Source organism: Streptomyces sp. SPB162, assembly GCF_029504575.1.
Classification (GTDB): Bacteria; Actinomycetota; Actinomycetes; order Streptomycetales; family Streptomycetaceae; genus Actinacidiphila.
Genome location: NZ_JAQFII010000001.1, coordinates 6,231,689 through 6,252,571 on the forward strand (window position 1 = coordinate 6,231,689; position 20,883 = coordinate 6,252,571).

General features: G+C 69.6%; 16 protein-coding genes and 1 pseudogene. 15 read left to right on the top strand and 2 right to left on the bottom strand.

The features are described from left to right. Positions 1–219: 219 nt before the first annotated feature. From M2266_RS28160 to M2266_RS28215, 12 genes and pseudogenes are all read left to right on the top strand, one after another. Positions 220–2,478: a catalase gene (locus M2266_RS28160; RefSeq protein WP_277440707.1), complete on the top strand. Its 2,259-nt coding sequence runs from the start codon at positions 220–222 to the stop codon at positions 2,476–2,478. A 164-nt stretch (positions 2,479–2,642) separates the two neighbouring features. Then, positions 2,643–2,918, top strand: a complete 276-nt coding sequence (locus tag M2266_RS28165) for an isoamylase early set domain-containing protein (RefSeq protein ID WP_277440708.1) — start codon at positions 2,643–2,645, stop codon at positions 2,916–2,918. Positions 2,919–3,070: 152 nt separating this feature from the next. Continuing rightward, complete coding sequence (locus M2266_RS28170) at positions 3,071–3,862, top strand: SigB/SigF/SigG family RNA polymerase sigma factor (RefSeq protein ID WP_277440709.1); 792 nt, start codon at positions 3,071–3,073, stop codon at positions 3,860–3,862. A 182-nt stretch (positions 3,863–4,044) separates the two neighbouring features. Beyond that, on the top strand, positions 4,045–4,242 hold the full coding sequence (locus tag M2266_RS28175) for a 4-oxalocrotonate tautomerase family protein (RefSeq protein ID WP_277440710.1): 198 nt from the start codon (positions 4,045–4,047) through the stop codon (positions 4,240–4,242). A 105-nt stretch (positions 4,243–4,347) separates the two neighbouring features. Further along, entirely contained in the window at positions 4,348–5,631 is a 1,284-nt protein-coding gene (locus M2266_RS28180) for a multidrug effflux MFS transporter (RefSeq protein WP_277440711.1), read from the top strand. A 143-nt stretch (positions 5,632–5,774) separates the two neighbouring features. Next, positions 5,775–6,695, top strand: a complete 921-nt coding sequence (locus tag M2266_RS28185) for a LysR family transcriptional regulator (protein ID WP_277440712.1) — start codon at positions 5,775–5,777, stop codon at positions 6,693–6,695. 287 nt (positions 6,696–6,982) lie between these two features. Continuing rightward, on the top strand, positions 6,983–7,591 hold the full coding sequence (locus tag M2266_RS28190) for a hypothetical protein (protein WP_277440713.1): 609 nt from the start codon (positions 6,983–6,985) through the stop codon (positions 7,589–7,591). A gap of 44 nt (positions 7,592–7,635) precedes the next feature. Continuing rightward, entirely contained in the window at positions 7,636–7,881 is a 246-nt protein-coding gene (locus M2266_RS28195; RefSeq protein WP_277440714.1) for a hypothetical protein, read from the top strand. Continuing rightward, positions 7,878–10,109: an isocitrate/isopropylmalate family dehydrogenase gene (locus tag M2266_RS28200; protein ID WP_277440715.1), complete on the top strand. Its 2,232-nt coding sequence runs from the start codon at positions 7,878–7,880 to the stop codon at positions 10,107–10,109. Before M2266_RS28195 ends, M2266_RS28200 begins: the two co-directional genes overlap by 4 nt. After that, positions 10,106–10,810 (top strand): RraA family protein, encoded by a 705-nt coding sequence (locus tag M2266_RS28205; RefSeq protein WP_277440716.1) that lies wholly within the window; start codon positions 10,106–10,108, stop codon positions 10,808–10,810. The genes M2266_RS28200 and M2266_RS28205 overlap by 4 nt, the downstream gene beginning before the upstream one ends. Next, positions 10,797–11,696: a DUF6282 family protein gene (locus M2266_RS28210; protein WP_277440717.1), complete on the top strand. Its 900-nt coding sequence runs from the start codon at positions 10,797–10,799 to the stop codon at positions 11,694–11,696. The genes M2266_RS28205 and M2266_RS28210 overlap by 14 nt, the downstream gene beginning before the upstream one ends. Before the next feature lie 101 nt (positions 11,697–11,797). Beyond that, positions 11,798–11,887 (top strand): annotated as a pseudogene (locus tag M2266_RS28215) (IS5/IS1182 family transposase); the annotation flags it as partial. A gap of 112 nt (positions 11,888–11,999) precedes the next feature. Here the strand turns inward: M2266_RS28215 and M2266_RS28220 are convergent. Further along, positions 12,000–14,321, bottom strand: a complete 2,322-nt coding sequence (locus M2266_RS28220) for a trypsin-like serine protease (protein WP_277440718.1) — start codon at positions 14,319–14,321, stop codon at positions 12,000–12,002. 390 nt (positions 14,322–14,711) lie between these two features. Between M2266_RS28220 and M2266_RS28225 the strand changes: the two genes are divergently transcribed. The 3 genes from M2266_RS28225 to M2266_RS28235 all read left to right on the top strand — a co-directional run bounded on the left by M2266_RS28225 (position 14,712) and on the right by M2266_RS28235 (position 20,277). Then, positions 14,712–18,710: a polymorphic toxin-type HINT domain-containing protein gene (locus M2266_RS28225; protein ID WP_277440719.1), complete on the top strand. Its 3,999-nt coding sequence runs from the start codon at positions 14,712–14,714 to the stop codon at positions 18,708–18,710. A gap of 6 nt (positions 18,711–18,716) precedes the next feature. Then, positions 18,717–19,373 carry a hypothetical protein gene (locus M2266_RS28230; protein WP_277440720.1) on the top strand — a complete coding sequence of 219 codons (657 nt, stop codon included), beginning with the start codon at positions 18,717–18,719 and terminating at the stop codon, positions 19,371–19,373. Positions 19,374–19,842: 469 nt separating this feature from the next. Beyond that, on the top strand, positions 19,843–20,277 hold the full coding sequence (locus M2266_RS28235) for a hypothetical protein (protein WP_277440721.1): 435 nt from the start codon (positions 19,843–19,845) through the stop codon (positions 20,275–20,277). Between the two features lie 25 nt (positions 20,278–20,302). Here the strand turns inward: M2266_RS28235 and M2266_RS28240 are convergent, their stop codons facing one another. After that, a complete protein-coding gene (locus tag M2266_RS28240) occupies positions 20,303–20,731 on the bottom strand; it encodes a hypothetical protein (protein WP_277440722.1) in 429 nt (142 codons plus the stop codon). Between the last annotated feature and the right edge of the window lie 152 nt (positions 20,732–20,883).

Below are 20,883 nucleotides of genomic sequence, written 5' to 3' on the forward strand. Positions count from 1 at the left end.
GCCGCGCAGGCACAGGTTGAAGCCCCAGGTCGAAGGCGCGGTTCGACGACGCCGACCGGGTGAACCTTGCGCCGGGCCCGGGCGCGGCGGCGCGTCGCCGACACCGGAGGGGGTACCCGCCCCCTGCGCGACGCGCGCGGCCCGTCCTCAGGACGGTGACCGCCACCCAGTCCATCTGCCAACGATCGGAACCCTGTGAGCGCCAAGAAGAAGAACCCCGTGACGGCAGCCACCGAGAAGGTCGTCGAGAAGGTCCAGGAGGCCGTCCACCCCCGCAACGACATCCCCGGGGTGCCGAACTCGGTGCCGCCGCAGCTCGACGAGCCGACGGAGCCGGTCGGCCCGCTGCCGCCCAAGCCCGACCAGAGCGGTCCTGACACGTACAGCCCGACCGGTCAGCCGACAGGCGCCTCGCGCAAGGAGTTCGCGCAGGGTGGGGAGTACCTCACCACCGCCCAGGGAGCCCGGCTGTACGACACGGACCACTCGTTGAAGGCCGGTCCGCGCGGGCCGGTGCTGCTCCAGGACCACCACCTGCGCGAGAAGATCACCCACTTCGACCACGAGCGCATCCCGGAGCGGGTCGTCCACGCGCGCGGCGCCGCCGCGCACGGCATCTTCCAGGGCTACGGCACCGCCGCGGGGATCAGCAAGGCGGCGTTCCTTGGCAAGGATGTCGAGACGCCGGTCTTCGTGCGCTTCTCGACCGTCCTGGGGTCGCGCGGCTCGGCCGACACCGTGCGCGACACCCGCGGATTCGCCACCAAGTTCTACACCGACGAGGGCATCTTCGACCTGGTCGGCAACAACATCCCGGTGTTCTTCATCCAGGACGCGATCAAGTTCCCCGACGTGATCCACGCCGGAAAGCCGCACCCGGACCGCGAGATCCCGCAGGCGCAGAGCGCCCACGACACGTTCTGGGACTTCGTGACGCTGCACACCGAGGCCACCCACCACACCCTGTGGAACATGTCCGACCGCGGCATCCCCCGCTCGTACCGGATGATGGAGGGCTTCGGCGTCCACACCTTCCGGCTGGTGAACGCCGAGGGCGCGACGACCCTCGTGAAGTTCCACTGGAAGCCGAAGCTGGGTGTGCACTCCCTGGTCTGGGAGGAAGCGCAGATCACCGCGGGAATGGACCCGGACTTCCACCGCCGGGACCTGTTCGACGCGATCGAGGCCGGCGCCTTCCCGCAGTGGGAGCTGGGCGTGCAGACCTTCCCCGACACCGAGGACCAGTTGTTCGAGGGGATCGATCTGCTGGACCCGACCAAGATCGTGCCCGAGGAACTGGCCCCCGTGCAGCCGATCGGTCTGCTGACGCTGAACGCCAACACCTCGAACTTCTTCGCGGAGACCGAGCAGGTCGCCTTCCACCTCGGCAACCTCGTCCCCGGCATCGACGTCACCAACGACCCGCTGCTGCAGGGCCGGCTGTTCTCGTACCTCGACACCCAGCTCACCCGGCTGGGCGGACCGAACTTCAACCAGCTCCCGATCAACCGCACCCATGCCCCGGTCAACGACATGCTGCGCGACGGCATGCACCAGACCGCCGTGCACCGCGGCGTGGCCCCCTACCGGCCGAACTCCCTCGACGGCGGGTGCCCGTTCCTCGCCGGAGCGGACACCGGCGCCTTCATCGAGGTCCCCGTGGAGGTGCCCGCTGCCCGCAAGGTCCGCGAGGCCGCCGCGTCCTTCGACGACCACTACAGCCAGGCGCGGCTGTTCTGGCTCAGCATGACGTCGACCGAGCGCGAGCACATCGTCGCCGCGTACACCTTCGAACTCAACAAGTGCTATGAGGCGGTCATCAAGGAGCGGGCGCTGACGGTCCTCGCCAACATCGACCCCGTGCTGTGCGCGGAGGTCGCCGCCGGACTCGGGCTGCCCGCACCGGCGGCGACCGTCGCCCTGACCGAGCCCGTTCCCAGCCCCGCGCTGTCCCAGCTGGGCGCCCGCTGGCCGGTGGACGGCCGCATCATCGGCATCGTCACCGCGGGCGACCAGGACCTGACCGCCGTACGGACAGCGCGGCAGACGGTGCTGGACGCGGGCATGGTCCCGCTGGTCATCGCGCCGACCGGCGGCGTGCTGGACACCGACGGTGAGCCCGTCACCGTGCAGCGCACCTTCGCCACCGCCCGTTCCACCGAGTTCGACGCGATCCTGGTGGCCGGCACCCCCGCGCCGGGCGCGGACGCCTACGGAGCCCGCGACGCCAAGGTGGACGACGACGTGGCGGTGGGCGCGGGGATCGACCCGCGCGTCCTGCTCATGCTCACCGAGGCCTACCGCCACGGCAAGGCACTCGGTACGTGGGGCGACGGTGTAGACGCGCTGGAAGCGGCCGGCATCGCCCCCGACGCGCCCGGTGTGGTGACCGCGGCCGACGCCGGCGCGGCGCTGGAGGCCGTCACCGAACTGCTGGCGCGGCACCGCGCCTGGGACCGCTTCACCCCGGCGGTCTGAGACCGGTTCCCGTGGGTCCCGCCCCTCGTGCGGGACCCACGGGAACGGCCTGCCGTCTGTTCGGGTAAAGAACCATTTCCACGGGCCGGTTCCGCGGGCCGACAGCTCCGGAGCGAGTGAAGATCGGGTGCACTGATCCCTCGCGATGAAGGAGCGACCCCCTCATGCTGGTACGAACCCGGCGCAAGAAGACCACCGACATCACGTTCATCCTGCCCGCCGAGCACCCGGCAGGCCAGGTCAGCGTCGTCGGCGACTTCAACGACTGGCGGCCCGGCGCCCACCCGCTGGCGGCGCTCCCCGACGGGACCCGCGCGGTGACGGTCTCGCTGCCGTCCGCGCAGCGGATGCGCTTCCGGTACCTGGCCGAGGGCGACCACTGGTTCAACGAGGAAGCGGCCGACGGCCACGAGGGCGACAACAGCCTCCTGCACACCTGACCGGCATCCGTCCGACCACATCAGCGCACCCGCCGCCGCTGCGAACGCCATCCGGCGGCTCACAACAGACGAGGGCGGGATCGATGGTGACGTGTGCCCCCACCCATGACCCCCTCCGGCCCGGCGACCCGTCCCCGGGCCCGGTCGGCGCGGTGACCCCCCACGCCGCGAAGGCCCTGTCGCGGGAGCTGTTCACCCGCCTGCGGGCCGAGGAGGAGGGCACCGCCCGGTACCAGCAGGTGCGGACGGCGCTGATCGAGATGAACCTCTCCCTGGTGCGGTTCATCGCCCGCCGGTTCCGCGGCCGGCCGGAGGAGTGGGATGACATCGTGCAGGTCGGCACGATCGGTCTGATCAAGGCCGTGGACCGCTTCGACGTGGCGCGCAACGTCGAGTTCAGCACCTTCGCGATCCCCTACATCGGCGGGGAGATCAAACGCTTCTTCCGCGACACCAGCTGGGCCGTGCACGTGCCCCGCAGCCTGCAGGAGCAGCGGATCGACCTGGCCCGCGCCCGTGACACCCTCACCGGACGGCAGGGCCGCGACCCCACGATCGCGGAGCTGGCGGCGCACATGCAGCGGTCGGTCGAGCAGGTCATCGAGGTGATGGTGGCCAGCAACGGCTACAGCACCGAGTGCCTGGACGCCGCCGGCGGCACCGGCCACTCCGACGACCACGCCCTGGCCCTGACCGCCCGGTTGGGCGTGAGCGATCCGGCGCTGGAGAACATCGAGAACGTCCACGCCCTGAAGGCCCTCCTCGGCCGCCTCAACGCGCAGGAGCAGGCCCTGGTGCGACTGCGCTTCGGCCACGGCATGACCCAGACCCAGATCGGCGCGAAACTGGGCGTGTCCCAGATGCAGGTCTCCCGACTGCTGACCCGCGTCCTGACCGCGCTGCGCGAGGGCATGCTCGCCGACGCTCCCTGCGACGACGCCTGAGCCCGCCCCCTCCCGCGGGGCATGCCCACCTCGGACCCATCACGATTCGTGATCGTTGCGAGAGTGGATTGCGTCTTGGCCGGTCATCGCCCCGGTGTTGGACTGGACCCACGACGGACTCCCGGCCCCAGCGGCCCGGAGCCGTGGTCCTTCGGTCCGACCTCGATCCCGCGGAGAACGCGATGCCTCTCATCAACGTGCAGCAGACCCCCGGCAAGACCGCCGAGCAGAAGGCCGAGCTGGTCCGTGCGCTGACCGACGCGTACGTCGGGGCCACCGGCGGCAAGCCGGAGAGCGTGTGGGTGACCGTCCAGGAGATCGCCACCGACAGCTGGTCCATCGGCGGCGACACCCTGGCCGCCCGCGCCGCCGAGCGCTGACCCGCGAGCCCCGGAGAACCACCGGCCGCCCGTCCCGCGACGCCGCTGCCGGCGGCATGGCCCGGCCACCACCACGCGCCCCTGATATGGAAGTTGCCACGTGCCATGAAGACCGCATCAACACGCACGCCCTACGCGCTGTTGCTCGCCGTCCTGTGCTCGCTGAACGCCGGGGGCCTGTTCGCCTCCGACATCAATCTGCCGGGCGTGCCGGCCACGGCGCATGCCTTCGGCACCCCGGTCGCGTCCGTGCAGTGGACGTTCAGCGCGTTCATGATCGGCATCGCGGTCTCACAGGCCGTCTACGGTCCGGTCTCGGACGCCTACGGCCGTAAGCGTGTCATCGTCTCCGGACTCGGACTGTTCGTCGTCGCCTCCGTGGTGTGCGCGGTGGCGCCCACGGTCGAGGTGTTCGGCGCCGGCCGGCTTCTGCAGGCGCTGGGCGCCGGTTCGGGGATGGTGCTCGGACGGGCCGTGATCAGCGACCTGTACGAGGCGAAGGAGGCGGCGCGGATGTTCGCCACCGTCATGCCGATCGTCGGCGTCTCCCCGTCCGTCGCCCCGCTGGTCGGTGGCTACCTGACGACGTACGTCTCCTGGCGCGCGCCGTTCGTGGTCACCGCCCTGATCGGTCTGTCGACCCTGCTCGTGATGGTCACCTCGATCCCCGAGAGCCTGCCGCCGGAACGACGCAGCAAGCACCTGCGTGCGACCCTCAAGGGCTATCCCACGCTGCTGAAGCGGCCGCTGTTCTGGGCCTACACCGTCAACCTGGCGGTGGCGTACGGAGGTTACTTCGGCTATCTGGCGGCCTCCCCGCTGATCTTCGAGAAGATGGGCCTGGCCACCGAGACCACCAGCTACTGCTACATCACCGTCTCGGTCGCGTACGTCGCGGGCAACCTCACCTCGCGGACGCTGGTCCGCACGCGGCCCGTCGACCGGTTGCTCTGGACGGGCCACGGGTTCTTCCTGGCCGGGGCACTGATGATGCTGGGTCTGGGACTGAGCGGGGCCGGCGCGCATGGGGGCCTGCTGGTACTGGTCTTCATGCCGGTGATGACCTTCGGCAACGGCTTCCTGCTGCCGTTGTCGATGAGCGCGGGGGTGACGACCTTCCGGGCGGCCGCGGGTTCGGCCTCCGGTCTGATGGGCGCGCTCCAGCTGCTGGCCGCGTCGCTGGGAATCCTCCTTTCCAGCCGGTTGCCCGCGGGCGACCTGTTCGCCCTGGGCTGGTTCGTCGTGGGCGCCGCGTCGCTGGGAATCCTCGCCTTCGCGTTCTTCCTTTCGCTGGCGGCCCGGCAGGCCGGCGGCCTGCGGGATCGGGCCGATGAAACTCTTGGTGACGACGACCGGGCCGGCGATTTGCAAAGCGTGACGGCCGGGTAAATAGCGCAGGACATTGTGGCGGCGGCCCCGACTGATGACGGGTGCCGCTCCGCGGTGTGCGATAATTCCCCCCGCGGCGGTTCCGAAGGCAGAATATTTCGCTGTTCAACGAAAGGGATCGCCCTGCGGATGAGGGGGATCCTATGGAATTGCGCCAGATTCAGTACTTCATCGCGGTCGCGGAGGAGTTGCATTTCGGCCGGGCGGCCGAGCGGCTGCACATAGGCCAGCCCGCGGTCAGCCAGCAGGTGCGCCGACTGGAGCGGGAACTGCGCACGCAGCTCTTCGACCGGACCGGCCGTACCGTCACTCTCACCCCGGCCGGTGAGGCACTGCTGCCGGAGGGCCGCGACCTGCTGAAGGCGCTGGACCGGTTCGCCGCCAAGGCCGAACGGCTGGCCGCACGGAACGAGGCCACCCTCCGGGTGGGTATCAGCTCCGCCCTGGGCCGGCGGCTGGACTACTTCCTGGACGCGCTGCCCGACTCCGGCTCCGGCATCCGCTTCGAGTTCCAGACCCTCGACGCCCACACCCGCCTGGCGGAGGTGCGTGCCGGGCGGCTCGACGCGGCCTTCATCCGGGGTATCGAAAGCGCCGCCGGCCTGCGCCTCCTCACCCTCTGGTACGAGCCCCTGGTCGTCGCGCTGCCGGCCGCGCACCCGCTGGCCGAGCGCGGCCGCCTGGAGCTGGCCGATCTGGCCGAGCTGCCGCTGCGCCTCGCCTCCCGCGCCGAGAACCCGGTGCTCTTCGACGCCGTCGTCGCGGCCTGCGGGAAGGCGGGGTTCGAGCCCACCGTGGGCCCGCCCTCCACCGAGCTCCAGGACACCCTCGCCGATATCGGCGCGGGCGCCGCCGGCTGGACGCTCATGTACCCGACGGCCGCCGAGACGGTTTCCTCCCGCCGCATCGCACTGCTTCCGCTCAATGGCGAACCCATCACCATGCGCATGTTTCTCGCTCTACGAGAAAACGCCGACCCCGAACGCCTGAGGTTGCTGACGGAAACAAGTACGCAGGTGCGCCGGAAAGTTGCCGAGGAGAATCCGCGGGATCGCCGGGGCTGACTCTTTACTTCGGCATTGCGGAGCGTCGGCGGGCGTGTGATACGTTCTTGAGCAACGAGCTTCCAGTGTTCGTCTCAGCTCCGGTGTTCGATTCGCCGAAGTCTTTTACCGGCTGAAGAGTATTGATGGCTGAACCGGAAGTTCGCCAACGGGGTGGTAATGCGGGATTCTTTTAGATTCCGCCTGAATGGCGTGTTGCTTTCTTTTGTCAATCCGTCGTGTCGCGACGGATCTCACGCGCCGAGTGTCACCCCGCCAACCGCGTTCACCATTTTTGGAGGGGAAAGATGATCGTCAATCTTGACGTGACGCTGCGCGATGGGGGCTACCGGAACAACTTCGACTTCCCGGTCGAGTACGCGCTGCACCACGCTCGGGAGAGCGTCGCGGCCGGCATGGAATGGGTCGAGATCGGCTACCGCAACGGTTCGTTCAAACCCAAGCCAGGGATCGGTCGCACCGGCGTCGGAGCGGACGACTACATACGCGCCGTCGCCGAGGTCGTCCCACCTGACCGTCTCTGCATGATCCTGCACCCGAAGAACATCACCGAGGACGACCTCCCGCGGATGTACGAGGCCGGTATCCGCCTCGTACGGTTCTGCCTGCCCTCCGGCACACCCGAGCCGGCACTCGCCCTGCTCTCGCGGGCCGCCGAGCTGGGTTTCACCACCACGGTCAACATCACCCGGGTCAGCCAGTTGGACCGGCGCCGGCTGGTCGAGCTCGCCGCGATGTCAGGCGACGCCGGTGCGGACGTGGTCTACCTGGCCGACTCCAACGGCAGCATGCTGCCGAGTGAGGTGTCCCAACTCGTCACGCTGGTGGGCTCGGTGACCGACGCGGCCGTCGGCCTGCACGCCCACAACAACCTGGGCCTGGCGCTGGCGCCGTAGGGCCGCAGCCGGCGTCACCGGGGGAGGAGGCGGCCGGACGGCGCTTGTCCGCCGGGCTGCGGCTGCTGCGCGACGCCGATGTCCGGGCGCCCGTACAGGAGTTCCCCGGTCATCTGCTGCACGTCTACGGCGAGCAGTCGCTGCTCGTCCGGCGCAAGCACCTGGCCACCGGCCCCGGACCGCGGCACCGGCTCGTGGGCATCCCGCAGGCCGGAATGCGCCCGCACGCTGACCAACCGACCCTCACCCGAGACGTCGTCGCCCGCTTCCTGGGAGCTGAAGAGTCATGAACCGCAAGACCGTCGCGGTCCTGCCCGGCGACGGAATCGGGCCGGAAGTCCTGGACGCCGCACTGCCGGTGCTCGACGCCCTCGGCCTGCCCGTCGACCTGGAGTTCGGTGACATCGGCTGGGACTGCTGGCGCACCGAGGGCACTCCCGTCCCCGACCGCACCTGGGAGCTGATCGCCCGCAGCGACGCCGTCCTGCTCGGCGCCACGACCAGCAAGCCGCGCCGCGAGGCACTGGCGGAACTGGCGCCGGAGCTGCGTGAACGCGCCCCGCAGTACCTCTCGCCCATCATCCAACTCCGGCAGCGCCTGGACCTGTTCGCCAATCTGCGGCCGGTGGAGAACTACCTCGGCGGCGGTACCCCGTACCGCTTCTGCGTCGTGCGGGAGAACACCGAGGGCCTGTACGCGGGCCTGGACTGGAACCACGTACCGGATGCCATGTGGCCGCTGGTGGCCGAGCACCCCAACGCCCGCCGCAGCGGACGCTCCGGCACCACCGCCGCCATCCGGCTCCAGACCTCGCACGGCCTGGACCGCATCCTGCGCTTCGCCTTCGACACGGCGCGCAGGGACGGCTACGAGCGCGTCACCCTCGCCGACAAGCCCAACGTCCTTCGGCAGAGCAGCGCGTACGTGCTGGAACGGCTGGAGGCGATCGCCGCCGACTACCCGGAGATCCCCTTCGAGGTCCTGAACGTGGACGCCGTCGCGCTGTGGATGACACGCCGTCCCGAGCGCTTCGGCGTAATCGTCGCCGAGAACATGTTCGGCGACATCCTCTCGGACCTCGGCGGCGGCGTGATGGGCGGGCTGGGCCTGGCGCCCAGCGCCAACATCGGCGAGGCCGGCAACTACTTCGAGCCGGTGCACGGCAGCGCACCGGCGATGGCCGGACACGGGCGCGCCAACCCCGTCGCGGCCTTCCTCACCATCGGCATGATGCTCGAACACCTCGGATTCCCGGGTGAGGCGGGCAGCATCCGGGACGCCGTCCGGCATGTCATCCGCCGGCGTGACCGGGTCACCTACGACCTGGGCGGCAGCGCCACCACCACCGAGGCGGCCCAGGCCGTCATCGACGCCGGCCGCGCGGTCCCGCACACCCCGACCGCCGCCGTCGTCACCATCGGCGACGAACTGCTCCGCGGCGACCTGGAGGACTCCAACGCCGGCAGCGCCTCCCGGATGCTGGGGGAGCGCGGCATTCCGGTGCGCGTCCGCCACACCATCGGTGACGACGAGACCACCATCGCCGACGCCATCCGCCCCTGCATCGGCCGTGACGACGTGATCGTCGTGATGGGCGGGCTCGGCCCCACCTCCGATGACGTCACCCGTGGTGCCGTGGCCCGCGCGCTCGGACGCCCGCTGGAGCACCGCGAGGAGGCATGGCAGGGCGTCGTGGAACGCCTCACCCGCTTCGGCGTTGCCATCCATGACGACAACCGCCGTCAGGCACTCTTCGCGGAGGGCGCCGACCTGCTGCCGAACGCCAACGGGACGGCGGGGGGTTGCCGCATCGATGCCCAGGGCAGCACCGTGATCATGCTCCCCGGCCCGCCGAAGGAGTGCCTGCCGATGCTGGAGGCGGTCCTGCGCGACGGCCTGCCGCACCTCCCCGAGCCGCCCGAGACGGTCACCCTCTTCCGCCGCACGCTCGGCATCATCGAGGCGGACGCGGCGGCCGTGGTCGACGCGCTCGTCAAGGACAGCGGGGTGGCGGTCAAACCCGCGTACCGGTGGCACTATCCGTATGTCGACATCCGGCTCAGCTGCCCGCCCGAGGTCGCGCCGGACATGGTCGAGTGGCTGGACAAGGCGCTCGCGGACCACATCGTCACCGACCGGGACCGCACGGCCGTCCAGGAGCTGGCGCCGCTGCTCGACCGGCACGACCTCGGCCTGGACCTCGACGACCGGCTCACCGGCGACGCCTTCGCGCGCGAGCTGGCACGCGAACGGCCGGCCGGCGGCGGCACGGGCACACTCCAGGTCTCCCTGTCCGGGATCTGGGAGGGCGGAGACCGCACGACGCACAGCGGAACGGTCGCTCTCACCTGCACCGTCCGCGACGAGACCGGCGAGCGAACCGACGAGCTGACCATCCCCAACCGCGGTGACGAAGTCACCGCGTACTTCGTCCAGTTCGCGGCCTGGTCCCTCACCCGGCGCCTCACCGGACGCCACCGCACCCGCACCCGCACCCGTACGGAGGAATCCGCATGACCGCCGCCGCCATCGCCCCCGCCGACACCGAAGCGTTGCGCGAGCGCCTGTCCCACCTGGACACCGCCGCCCTCTCCGACGCCATGGACAGCCTGCGCACCCCGCCCTTCGTGCTGCCCGGCATCGCGACCCGCACCCCGGGCACCGTCGCCTGCGGACCCGCCTTCACGGTCCGCTACCGCGCCATCGACGACGAGACCGCGTTCCACAACGCCGCCAACTACATCGACGACGTTCCGGCCGGTTCGGTCGTCGTCGTCGACAACGGCGGCAGCCGCACCTGCACCAACTGGGGCTCCCTGCTGAGCTCGGTCGCCCGGCACCGCGGTATCTCCGGCACGGTCGTCCACGGCTCGGTGCGCGACGTGCAGGAGAGCCGGACCGCCGGGTACCCGCTGTTCAGCACCGATGTGACGATGGTCAGCGGCAAGAACCGGGTGGTGCTCGACCGCACCGGCGTCGAAGTCGACGTCGCCGGCACCCCCGTCGCTCCGGGCGACTGGATCATGGCCGACGACAACGGCGCGCTGCGCATCCCCGCGGCCCTCGTCGCCGAGGTCGTCCGCCGCGCCGAAGCGGTGGAGCGTACCGAGTCCCGCATCCGGCGGGCCGCGCTCGGCGGCGGCCGGCTGGACGAGGCACGAGCCCGCTTCGGCTACGCCCGTCCGTGGGAAGAAGGGGGCGAAGATGACCACCGCTGAACCTGCCGTTGTCGCGGAGCGGACCATCGTGCCGCGCCCGGAGGACGCCCGCTTCATCGACGTCCACTACCACGTCGGCCCCGATGCCTATCTGCGCCGGCACAGCGCGGCCGGCGCCGGGTCGATCTACGCCGAGCACGGCGGCTGGGTCGTCCTCAAGAACCATCTGGGCTCCACCGCGGCCCAGGCGTGGGAGGCCCGCAGGCAGGGACTGCCCGTCTCCGGTTCGATCGTCCTGAACGACCTGGCCGGCGGCTTCGACCCACGCGCCGTCGAGCAGGCCGTCATCCAGCACGGCGACGACAGCGGCCTGCGGCTGATCGTCCACCTCCCCACGGTCACCGGCCGCACCCACCGCAGCCGCCTGACCCGCACCCCCGCCCATCCGCTCCTCGCCGACGGCATGCGCCCGCTCACCGTCACGGACGACCGCAACGCGCTGCGCGCCGAGGTCCGCGAACTCCTGTGCGCGGCACGGGACCTGCCGGTGGTCATCTCCACCGGCCACGCCGACGGTCACGAGGTGCGGCTGTTGGTCGACGAGGCCGTTCGGCTCGGTCTGCCGCGCCTCATGCTCAACCAGCCTGCCAACCCCATGACCGGGTTGACCTGCAAGGACCTGGTAGAGGTGGCGTCCGCCGAGCAGGTCTGGACCGAGCAGACCGCCCTCACCCGACTCCTCGAATATCAGGACTGGACCGACTTCGCCGACGTCCTGTCCCTCCTCCCCAGGACGGTCTACAGCTCCGACCTCGGCCAGCCCTCCCAGCCGGACATCGAGTCCTGGCTGGTCTGGAGCCGGACCGTCTTCGACGAGGCCGGGCTGACGCCCGAGCGCGTCGCGGAGGTCACCCACGCCGCGCCCCTGGAGATGCTGAGCCTGTAACCGCACCGCGTGCCCACCCGCCCGCGCTTCCGCCCGCGCGGCCATGACCCCCTCATGGGGCGGTCGTGCGGTGGGAGCGTGAGCGAGACGATGGCTAAGACCGCGGAGGGCTGACCACAAAGATCCACCTCGCGTCCGACGCTCACTGCCGACCCCTGGCCTTCGTTCTGACCGCCGGCGCCGTCGCGGATGGAAGTACCGAAGGGCAGCGGGTCTGACGTAGGACGGGGCCGAAGACACGGATGGCCCGCGGCCCGGCGCAGCGTGTGCGCCGGGCCGCGGGGACGCCCGTGAGTCGTCGCGTCAGTTGAAGTAGCCGCTGAGGTCGACGATGGCGTGGCTGTGGTTGAAGCGGTTGTAGAGGTCGATCTGGCCGGAGCCGGTAGCCACGGTGGCGTGGCCGGAGAGGAGGGCGTTCGCGGTGAAGTTGAGGTCGCTGGTGGCGGGACGTGTGATGCCGTGTGGGAAGAGGGTGAAGTAGCTCGCTCCGTCGCTGCCGACCGTGGTGGCGTTCACCACGACCGCGTCTGCGGAGTACGGGACATCGATGGCGATGGTCTCATCCATCGCCAGGGGGGAGCCGTTGTTCAGGCGGGTGTCCTTGAGGCGGACGGGGCTGAGCGGATGAAAGGCCTTGGTCGCGGTGGGGCTGTAGTAGCCGGCAAGTTCGACGACGAGGTTGGAGGTGCCGCTGAAGTTGTAGAGGCTGATTTTGCCGCCGGTGCCGATCGGGACGATGGCCTGGTTGGAGAGGATCGCGCCGGTGGTGAAGTTGATGTTGCTGACGGCGGGCCTGGTGGTGCCGGCCGGGAAGGCGGTGATGTAGCCGCCGTTGGTGGAGCCGACGGTGGTGAGGGTCACCACGACGGCGGTGGCGTCGGCCGGGACATCGTTCTGGCCGGTGACTTGCAGGTCACGAACTGCGCCAGCGGTGATCGGGCCGCCGGTGGTGCGGGTGTCCAGGATCCGCACGGGGTTGTGGGGGCTGTACTTGCTCGTCGAGGTGGGGCTGTAGAAGCCGACGACGTCGACGAGAGCGTCGAAATCTGTGGTGTTGGTGAAGAGGTGGACCTTGCCGTCCGGAGCGACCGGCACGGTCACCAGATTGGAGATCAGCTGGCCGGGGATGAAGTTGAGGGAGGTCCAGGTCGGGCGGGCCTTGTCGTTCGCCTCGGCGGTCAGCCAGCCCCCGTTGGTCGGGTTGACCACGGTGATGTTCAAGACGGCGGCGGTGGCGCCGGCCGGCAGCTTGGCGGGGCTGGTGCTGTCAGGACCGAGGTCGAGGATCTTCTGGCCGCCGTTCTGGCCTGTCACAGCGGGCCAGGTGCGGGTGCCGCCGGCAGCGCGGGTGTCCATCACGCGGGTAGCGGTGATCGGCGTGTAGCCAGAGCCGGCGCCCGCGTACACGCCGAGCTGCTGGAACCAGGGGCCGAGGTCGTCGACCCGGGTGTCGTACGCACCGCTGTGGATGGTCTCGTCAGATCCGAGGCAACCGTGCTGCCAGGAGCGGCTGTTGACCGCGACCAGCTCGCGGTGTCGTTCGTCGATCGGGCGGGTGGCGGGGCTGCCGGCATCGCCCTTGCAGAGGGTCCCGTCACTCATCTGTTCCGCAAGGTCGATGCCGGTGGAGGCGACGGCCCCGACCGTGAAGTTCAGGGCGTGCAACGTGTCGGGTGTCCATTCCGCCCCGGTACGACCGTAACCTGCGGCTACCAGTGGGTCGCCCTGGGCCGGGGCGACGGTGGCGATGTGCATCGGCTCGATGTCGGTGACCGGGGAGGCCAGACGGGCCATGACGAGGTCGCGGTCGGCACGGGGCACGAGTTCGACGACCGCGATGTTGTTGGGCGCCGGGGGGACGGTCAGCCCTCGCCTCGCGAAAGCGACCGTGGTCTTGTCCGCCGGGGCGCCCGCGGGCACGTTGATGCCCTGCTCGGGGTGGTCGGTGAAGCAGCTGGCGGCGGTGAGGATCCAGGACGGGTCGACCAGGGTGCCGGAGCAGGTGCGCTTGTCGCCGATGTCGATCCTCACCGTGGCGGTGAACGCGTCGAAGATCGTCCCGCCCGGGAGGGAGCCGTGGGCGACGATGGGGGCGCCGGGGCCGGTGGCACCACCGGTGGTGGCACCGGTGGCGCCGGTGACGCGTAGTTCGAGTAGGACAGACTTGGAGGTGGGGCTCGAGCCCTCACCCACACCGACGGCGGTGTCCTCGGGGACGTCGACGTTCTGGGTCTTGCCGTCGGTGGTGAGGCTGGCGCGCAGTGCCCGGCCGCTGGTCTCGATGCGGAAGGCATCGGGGACGGTCAGTGCGAGGTAGCCGGTGGCACCGGGCACGGCGAAACAGATGCGGTACAGGGGGAGCTTGACCGAACGGCCCCATACCGCGATCTGGTGGGGAGAGTCGCAAGAGGTGTAGGTGATGCCGCTGTCGCCCCGGGTGAGAGTGGCACCTGTGTCCTGCAGGATCTGCTGTGCATCGGGGTAGGCGCCGTCCTCGACCGCGAACGGTGCCTCGGCGTTGACGGCCGGGTCAGGGGCGGCGGTGGCGACCGGGGTCGCGGTGGCGAGAACCGCGGCGGCTACGATCCCCGCCGCGGGAAGCCATCGGCGTATGCGCGAAGCCATGGACTCACTTTCATGTCGAATATTCTTATCCCCTGTCAGACAGGGACGACCTGGACAGTCGCTGAGCAGACCATGCGCGGTCGGAAGTGGTCGGTCGGACACGAGTCGCGGCGGTGATCATCGGAATCGTAATGGCCTGGGCGTCGCTGACCACAACCGCCCTCTCCATATGCTGATTAGTCGTCATCAACCCTTCCCGGGTTGCATGAGCAATTTTGCACGGCCACGTTGTCTCGTCCGACCGGACGCCGAAACCTGCGTACCCTTCCTTTCGCCAGGATCACCTTCACCCGGAAAGTGACTGAGCGTCATCGAAATGAAGGCCCTACGTTGCGCTTTGACATAGCACCGACCGCGCACAGGCGAAGAAGGCCGGCCGGGACGCGCGCGGTGGGCCGGACCCTTCTCCCGCTGGCCTTGCTCGTCGGCCTGCTCTCGGCCGCGCCGGTAGCCGCCGAAGAACCGCCGAGCGGGCTCGCGGCAACCGACCGCGGCAAGATCGTCGAGTTCTGGAAGTCCGGCGGCCCCGCGGTGCAGGCCGCTGCGGAGGCGGTGCTGACGGGCTCGGACGAGCAGGCCGTACAAGGGTTCCTGAACACCGGCCGTTCCTTGGCCGAGCACCAGGACGACCAGGAGACGGCCCAGCAGATCGTCACCCAGGGCGGCCCGGCCCTGCGCGATGCGGCACTGCGGGCGATGGCAGGCACCCCGCAGGACCTTGACGCCTTCATCAGGGACGGCTGGCAGAAACCGCTGGAGGAAGACCAGACGGTCGAAGCCACCCGGATCGCCGACAACGGCGGGCCCGGGGTGAAGCAGGCCGGCGGCGCAGCCCTGAACGGGTCGACCGCCCAGGTCCAGAAGTTCCTCAACCACGACCAGTACGAGCAGCGTGACGCCGACGACCTCGTCCAGGCGACGCAGGTCGAGAGCGCGGGCGGCCCCAACGCCAAGCGGGCCGCCGCCCTGGCGATGGACGGGTCGATCGAGGACGTCCGCGAGTTTCTGGCCACCGGCCAGTACGTCGCCCGCGCCCACGACCAGGAGTTCGCCACCGTCACCCAACTCGCCGAACAGGCAAAGGCCGCGGGCGAGCGGGCCGAGAAGGAGAAGGACGCCGCCAAGAACGCCCTCGACCGGGCACTGGTCGCCGCGCGCCTGGCCAAGGCGGCCGCGGCGACCGCCGCCGCCGAGACCAAGGCAGCCCTGGGCGACGCCACCCGCGCCTCCGAGGCGGCCCGGCGCGCGGTCGAAGCCACCAGCCGCGCGGCCGACGCCGCGCAAGCCTCGATCGCTGCGGCCCGCGCCGCCACCGCAGCGGCCCATCTGGCCTCGTCAGCGGCCTCCAATGCCGCCTACGCCGCAGCCGGCGCGTCCCAGGCCGCCAGCCGGACGCTGAGCGCGGCCGCCGCGGGCGTGGTCGACGAGAACACCATCCACGGCGCGCTCCTCGCCGCACAGCAGGCCGGAAAGGCCGCCGACTGGGCCGGCCGCGCCAGCGTCGCCGCCGCCGCCGTCACCCAGATGGCGACTGCGGTGAATGAGGTGAGCGATAACCTCGACGCGGCTCTCGCCTCGGCGGACGAGGCCGCCAACTACATGGCGCAGGCGGGCACCTCCTCCGCCGTGAGCACGGCGGCCGCCGCCAAGGCACGCCGCTACGCGAAGGAGTCGACCCGCGCCGCCAGGGCCGCAGCGGCCCTGGCGGCAGAGGCGGCCGCCGACGCCGGTGTCGCACGGGACGCCGCGCGATCGGCCGCCACCCATGCCCAGGCGGCGGCCGACGCCGCGGCGAAGGCGACCTCGCACGCCGGCGACGCCGCTGCTGCCACCGAGCAGGCCAGGATCCACTCTGTGGCCGCGCAGGCTGCGGCCGACGCCGCCACCGCAGCGGTGGCGAAGGCGACCACGGTCGAGCAGGGGGCCCGCGACGCGGACGCTGAGGAGGTCACCGCCCGCACCACGGACGCCCGCAACCGGGCTGCGGACCTCACCGCCGCGTACGACGTCGCGCAGGCGGCCACCACCCGTGCCCAGGGTGACGCGAAGAAGCTCGACGAGGACTTCGTCCGCCTTGCCGCCCAGGCAGCTCAGCCCGGCGCCGATGTCGAGCAGGTGATCGCCGACGGCCGACGGATGGCCGTCGCGGCCATGAAGATCCGGGGACCGTGGAGCAGTGCGGCGGCGGAGTTCGCCCTGGCGGGTTCCGACGCCGCGGTGGTCGACTACGCCCGTACGGGCTGGCAGACCGCCCAGAAGCAGGACGATTTCGACCAGACTCAGCAGATCGCTCAGGATTCACCCTACGACGCCGTGCGCACTGCGGCGAACGAGGCGCTTACGGGCGACGCCGCGCACCTGCGCACGTTCGTGGAGAGTGGCCAGCACGAGGCGGCAGCGCTCGACTACCGGGTCGAAGTGACCCGGATCTCTCAGTCCGGCGGTCCGGGGCTCAAGCAGGCAGGCGACACTGCTTTTAACGCCGGGACAACCAAGGCCCTCGTCGACTTCCTCACCGTCACGCAGTACCAGGCCCGGGACGGCGACGACCGCGTCCTCGCGGCCCGGCTCGCGCAGAACGGCGGCGCCGAGATGAAGGTGGCCACCGAGTCCGCCGTCAACAGCCCACCCAGCATTCTACGAACCTTCATCGAGACCGGTCAGTACCACGCCCAGCAGCAGGACCAGCTGACCGCCGCCCACCTGGCCCAGGTCCAGCAGGTGATTGCCGAAGCCGCCGACGTCGCCGCCAAGGCCCGCCAGAGCGCCGCCGACGCAGCCAAGACCTACGCCCTCGCCCGCAAGGCGACTGCCGAGGCCAACGGCTACGCTCAGCAGGCCCAGAAGGAGGCGGACGCCGCAGCCCAGGCCGCCCAACAGGCTCAGAACTCGGCCAGGCAGGCCGAGCAGTCGGCGACCCAGGCCGCCGAGTCCGCCAGGACCGCCCGCACAGCCCAGCAACAGGCCGTCAGCAGCGCGGACGAAGCGGACCAGTCCGCCACTTGGGCAAGGGCCAGTTTCGGCGCGGCACAGGAGAGCGCCGGCCTGGCCTACGCAGCCGCAATCGCCGCCCGCACCTCCGCGGAGCAGTCCGGCAAGGACGCGAAGACCGTCGCCGCCATCTTCAACGAAGCACTCACCCAGGCCGAGGAGCAGGAGCGGATTCGCCAGAACACGGACCGCATCGTGGCCGCTTGGGAGGCCCAGTTCTACCAGAACCTGCCGACCTATTTGAAGGGCGTCGTCTACTTCAACAGCCTCCCGCTGGAGACCAAGTTCAAGGTCGCGATGGAGGCCGCCCACGTTGCCCTCGATCTCTACGGCGCTCTCCCGGTGGTCGGCGAGCCGGCCGCTATCGCCAACTGCGTGGCGTACGGCATGGAAGGCCGGATATTCGGCGACTCGGGCAAGTACGTGGACGCGGCGCTGGCCTGCGGCTCGGTAGTGCCGATCGGCGGTCTGGGTGCGCTCAGCATCAAACTGGAGAAGTGGGGGGTCAAGACCGAGAAGTTCAGGCAGGCGCTGGAGAAGTTCTGGAAGGTGGCCGACGACCTTCCTTCCTGTCTAACGGAGAAGAACAGTTTTCCGGCTGGGACCCGGGTTCTCATGGGCGACGGAACCGCACGCCCGATCGAGCAGATCCGGGTCGGCGACGCGGTGCGGGCCACCGACCCCGAAACGGGCGAAGCGGGACCACGAAGCGTCGAAGCGACCATCTACACCCCCAATGACCAGGACTTCACCGATATCGCCGTGAAGTCGCCGGACAGCGGGGCGGCTTCCCTGACCGCCACCGACCACCACCCATTCTGGTCCGAGAGCCGGCACGAGTGGACCGACGCCTCGCTCCTCACCACAGGAGATACCCTACGAGCGCCGTCGGGCGAAGCCGTCTGGATCACGGAGGTCCGGCACCGGCAGATCCTGCAGCCCGCGTTCAACCTGACCGTCCAGGGCCTACACACCTACTACGTGCTGGCCGGCGCCACCCCCGTCCTCGTCCACAACTGCTCGAACCTCACCCTGGCCCAACGATTCCGCCCGGGACTGGCGCACACCCTCAGCAAACACTTCGTCAGCCCCGACCGGGCAAGGGGTTTCGCCACGGCCACGGTTCCCAACAGCGTCTGGAACAGCGCCGAACTCGCGCAGGAAGTGGCCAACTACGCGGCCACGAAGCACAGCGCGGAAATCGCGAATTGGCTGAGGAGCTCGTCGCAGTCGACGAAGACTTTCCTCGGAACATATGGAAACACCTCCCTCGGGACCGTCTACTACGCTGATCGAGCCACCGCACCCACAGCAACGGGAAGTAAATACGTCATGCAGATTTGCCGGGACAAGGCTTTCAAGGGTGGATATTACATCCGCACTATCTACCCGAAGTAGGAGAAAATGCCGATCTGGGAAACCGAGTTCGACTTTGGCATCACCGGTATCGCCTCGGACTTCCACCAGGACTGGGCTCTAGGATTCGCGGACGCCGGATCCCTCGTAGCGGAGTATCTGGCCGCAGAGCACGGGGCACCACTCGTCTGCGCGCTGGAGCTCGACGCGTCCTCGCTGGCCCGCTCCACCCTGCCCGACAGCTGGCTCTCCGATCTCTGGAACGCGAGCACGGACGGCTACCACTCGCTTTCCCCCGGTTCTTCGGGGGGTCGCGCCTGGATGGCGGAGGTGGCAGATCTCGCCCAGCAGAGGCTTCGGCAGCTGCACGGCCCGGGCGAAGCCGAAGGCCACCGGACCGTGCAGACCGCGGACAGGCGGAACCTGGCGGATGTCACCAGGCTGATCGAGTCATTGGCCCCGCATCTCGAAACCTCCGTCGGGCGGTACTGGAGGCACATCGCAGTCCCGCGCAATCTGCACACGACACTGGTCGAGTGCGCGGACGTCGTATCGCCGGAACTGGCCTTCCGGTTCCTCCACCGGATCCTGGTGGCCGGCTCCGGCGGGGTGGATTCGGAGGCGCTGGCGACCATGAGACGGCTGGGCCGGTGTTTCGACTACGGCGAATTCATGCTCTCTGACATTGAGTCCATGGCCCGGTAACACCTCAGTTTCTCGGGCTGCCCGGACAGCCCGAGAAACTCCGTGGCCCGCTGTCGCGGTACGCGAGGAAGGCGGTCAGCGACCGTCCCTGTGGGGCTCGAAAAGTCATCGCTGCCGGTCAGGGTGGTGTTTGTGCGGTTGGTGGCAGGGTGTGCGGGTGATCGTTTCGTTGCTGTACCGCGCTACTCGCACCTTGCTGGCGATACCAGGGGAGTTGCTGCGTCGGGATACGGCAAAGGATCCAGCGGCGGACTGGTGCTCGCACAGACAATCAACGGCCCTTCCCCGTGTCCGGGGTGGGACAGGTTCGCCCACTCGCCGGCGCCGGTGTCGGGCGGGGTCAGGAGAGCGATGCGCCAGGACAGTGACGGCGCAGGCCGGCAGCCGTCAGGACGTTGTCGATCCAGATTGCCTGCTCTTGGAGGTAATCCGCCGTCCTGTTGGAGTGGTGCTTCCGTAGGATCACGTCATGACTGCCGATGTCCCGGTCACCCGAGAGTCGTTGCGGCGCCTCCATCCGATCAGCACGCCCCGGCCGGTGTCTCAGTTGCCGGATCGTGTCTGGACTGGCGAGGGCTGGGACCGGATCCGGCGCGGATATCGAGCCCGGGTCATGGATGAGAAGGGGAACGTCTTCGTTGAAGGCGATGTCCTTTTCATGCACCGGAGTTGGACCGGTCATGGCGTCTATGAGGTGTCCTTTGCCTCCGCGACTGGCGGTGGGCGGAGGATCGCCTCTGCTGTGGTGGAGGCCGATGGTGAGCGCTGTCGGAGCATGGGCGACGAGCACGACTGTCTGAGGATGGAGCTGATCATCAGCGCGATCGTCCTTGGTGAGGCCGCCGTCGAAATCGAAGGCCGGGGGTCTGCCGCCTCGGCTTCCGCGCCGCAGTCGGCGCCATGAAATCACGGGACGAAAAGACCTCTTGTCAGCGCCGGCCGCCCAGGCGGTCACTGATCACGGCCTCGCAGAAATCGGCGGGCGGAAGGTAGTCGTGGTCGGTGACGTAGTGCAGCACCAGCGACGGTGCCGCGTAGAGGACGTCATTTGCGCCAAGGGCTCGGAGTTCGGACATGCCCAACAAGATCGGCTCGTCCGGTGCTTGGGGGTTGTCGGCCTCGACCCAATGTGTCCGGCACAGATCGCAGGAGTGGACGCCGCGTGTCACACGGTACTCCCGGTCGGTGACGGCTTTGCGCAGAGCCTCGACGAGGCCCTCCGGCGGCTCTCCGGTGGTGAACTCGTGCTCATCATCCAGCCATCCGACGTTGACGACCGGGACACCCGTGACGGGCTCCTTGGACGGCGTCTGGTCATCCCAATAGGTATAAGGCGAGAGGTCCGGGAAATACGACACCTTTTTCGTCCCTACGATATGTGCTCCGAACCGGTGACCGGAGACTGTACAAAAAATGGAAAGGGCAGATCATTGGTCGCCAGGCGCTTAAGCGTTCACCAGACCGCCGGACACGTCAGCGTAGTACGCCGCCCCGTCCAGGGGCGGCGTAC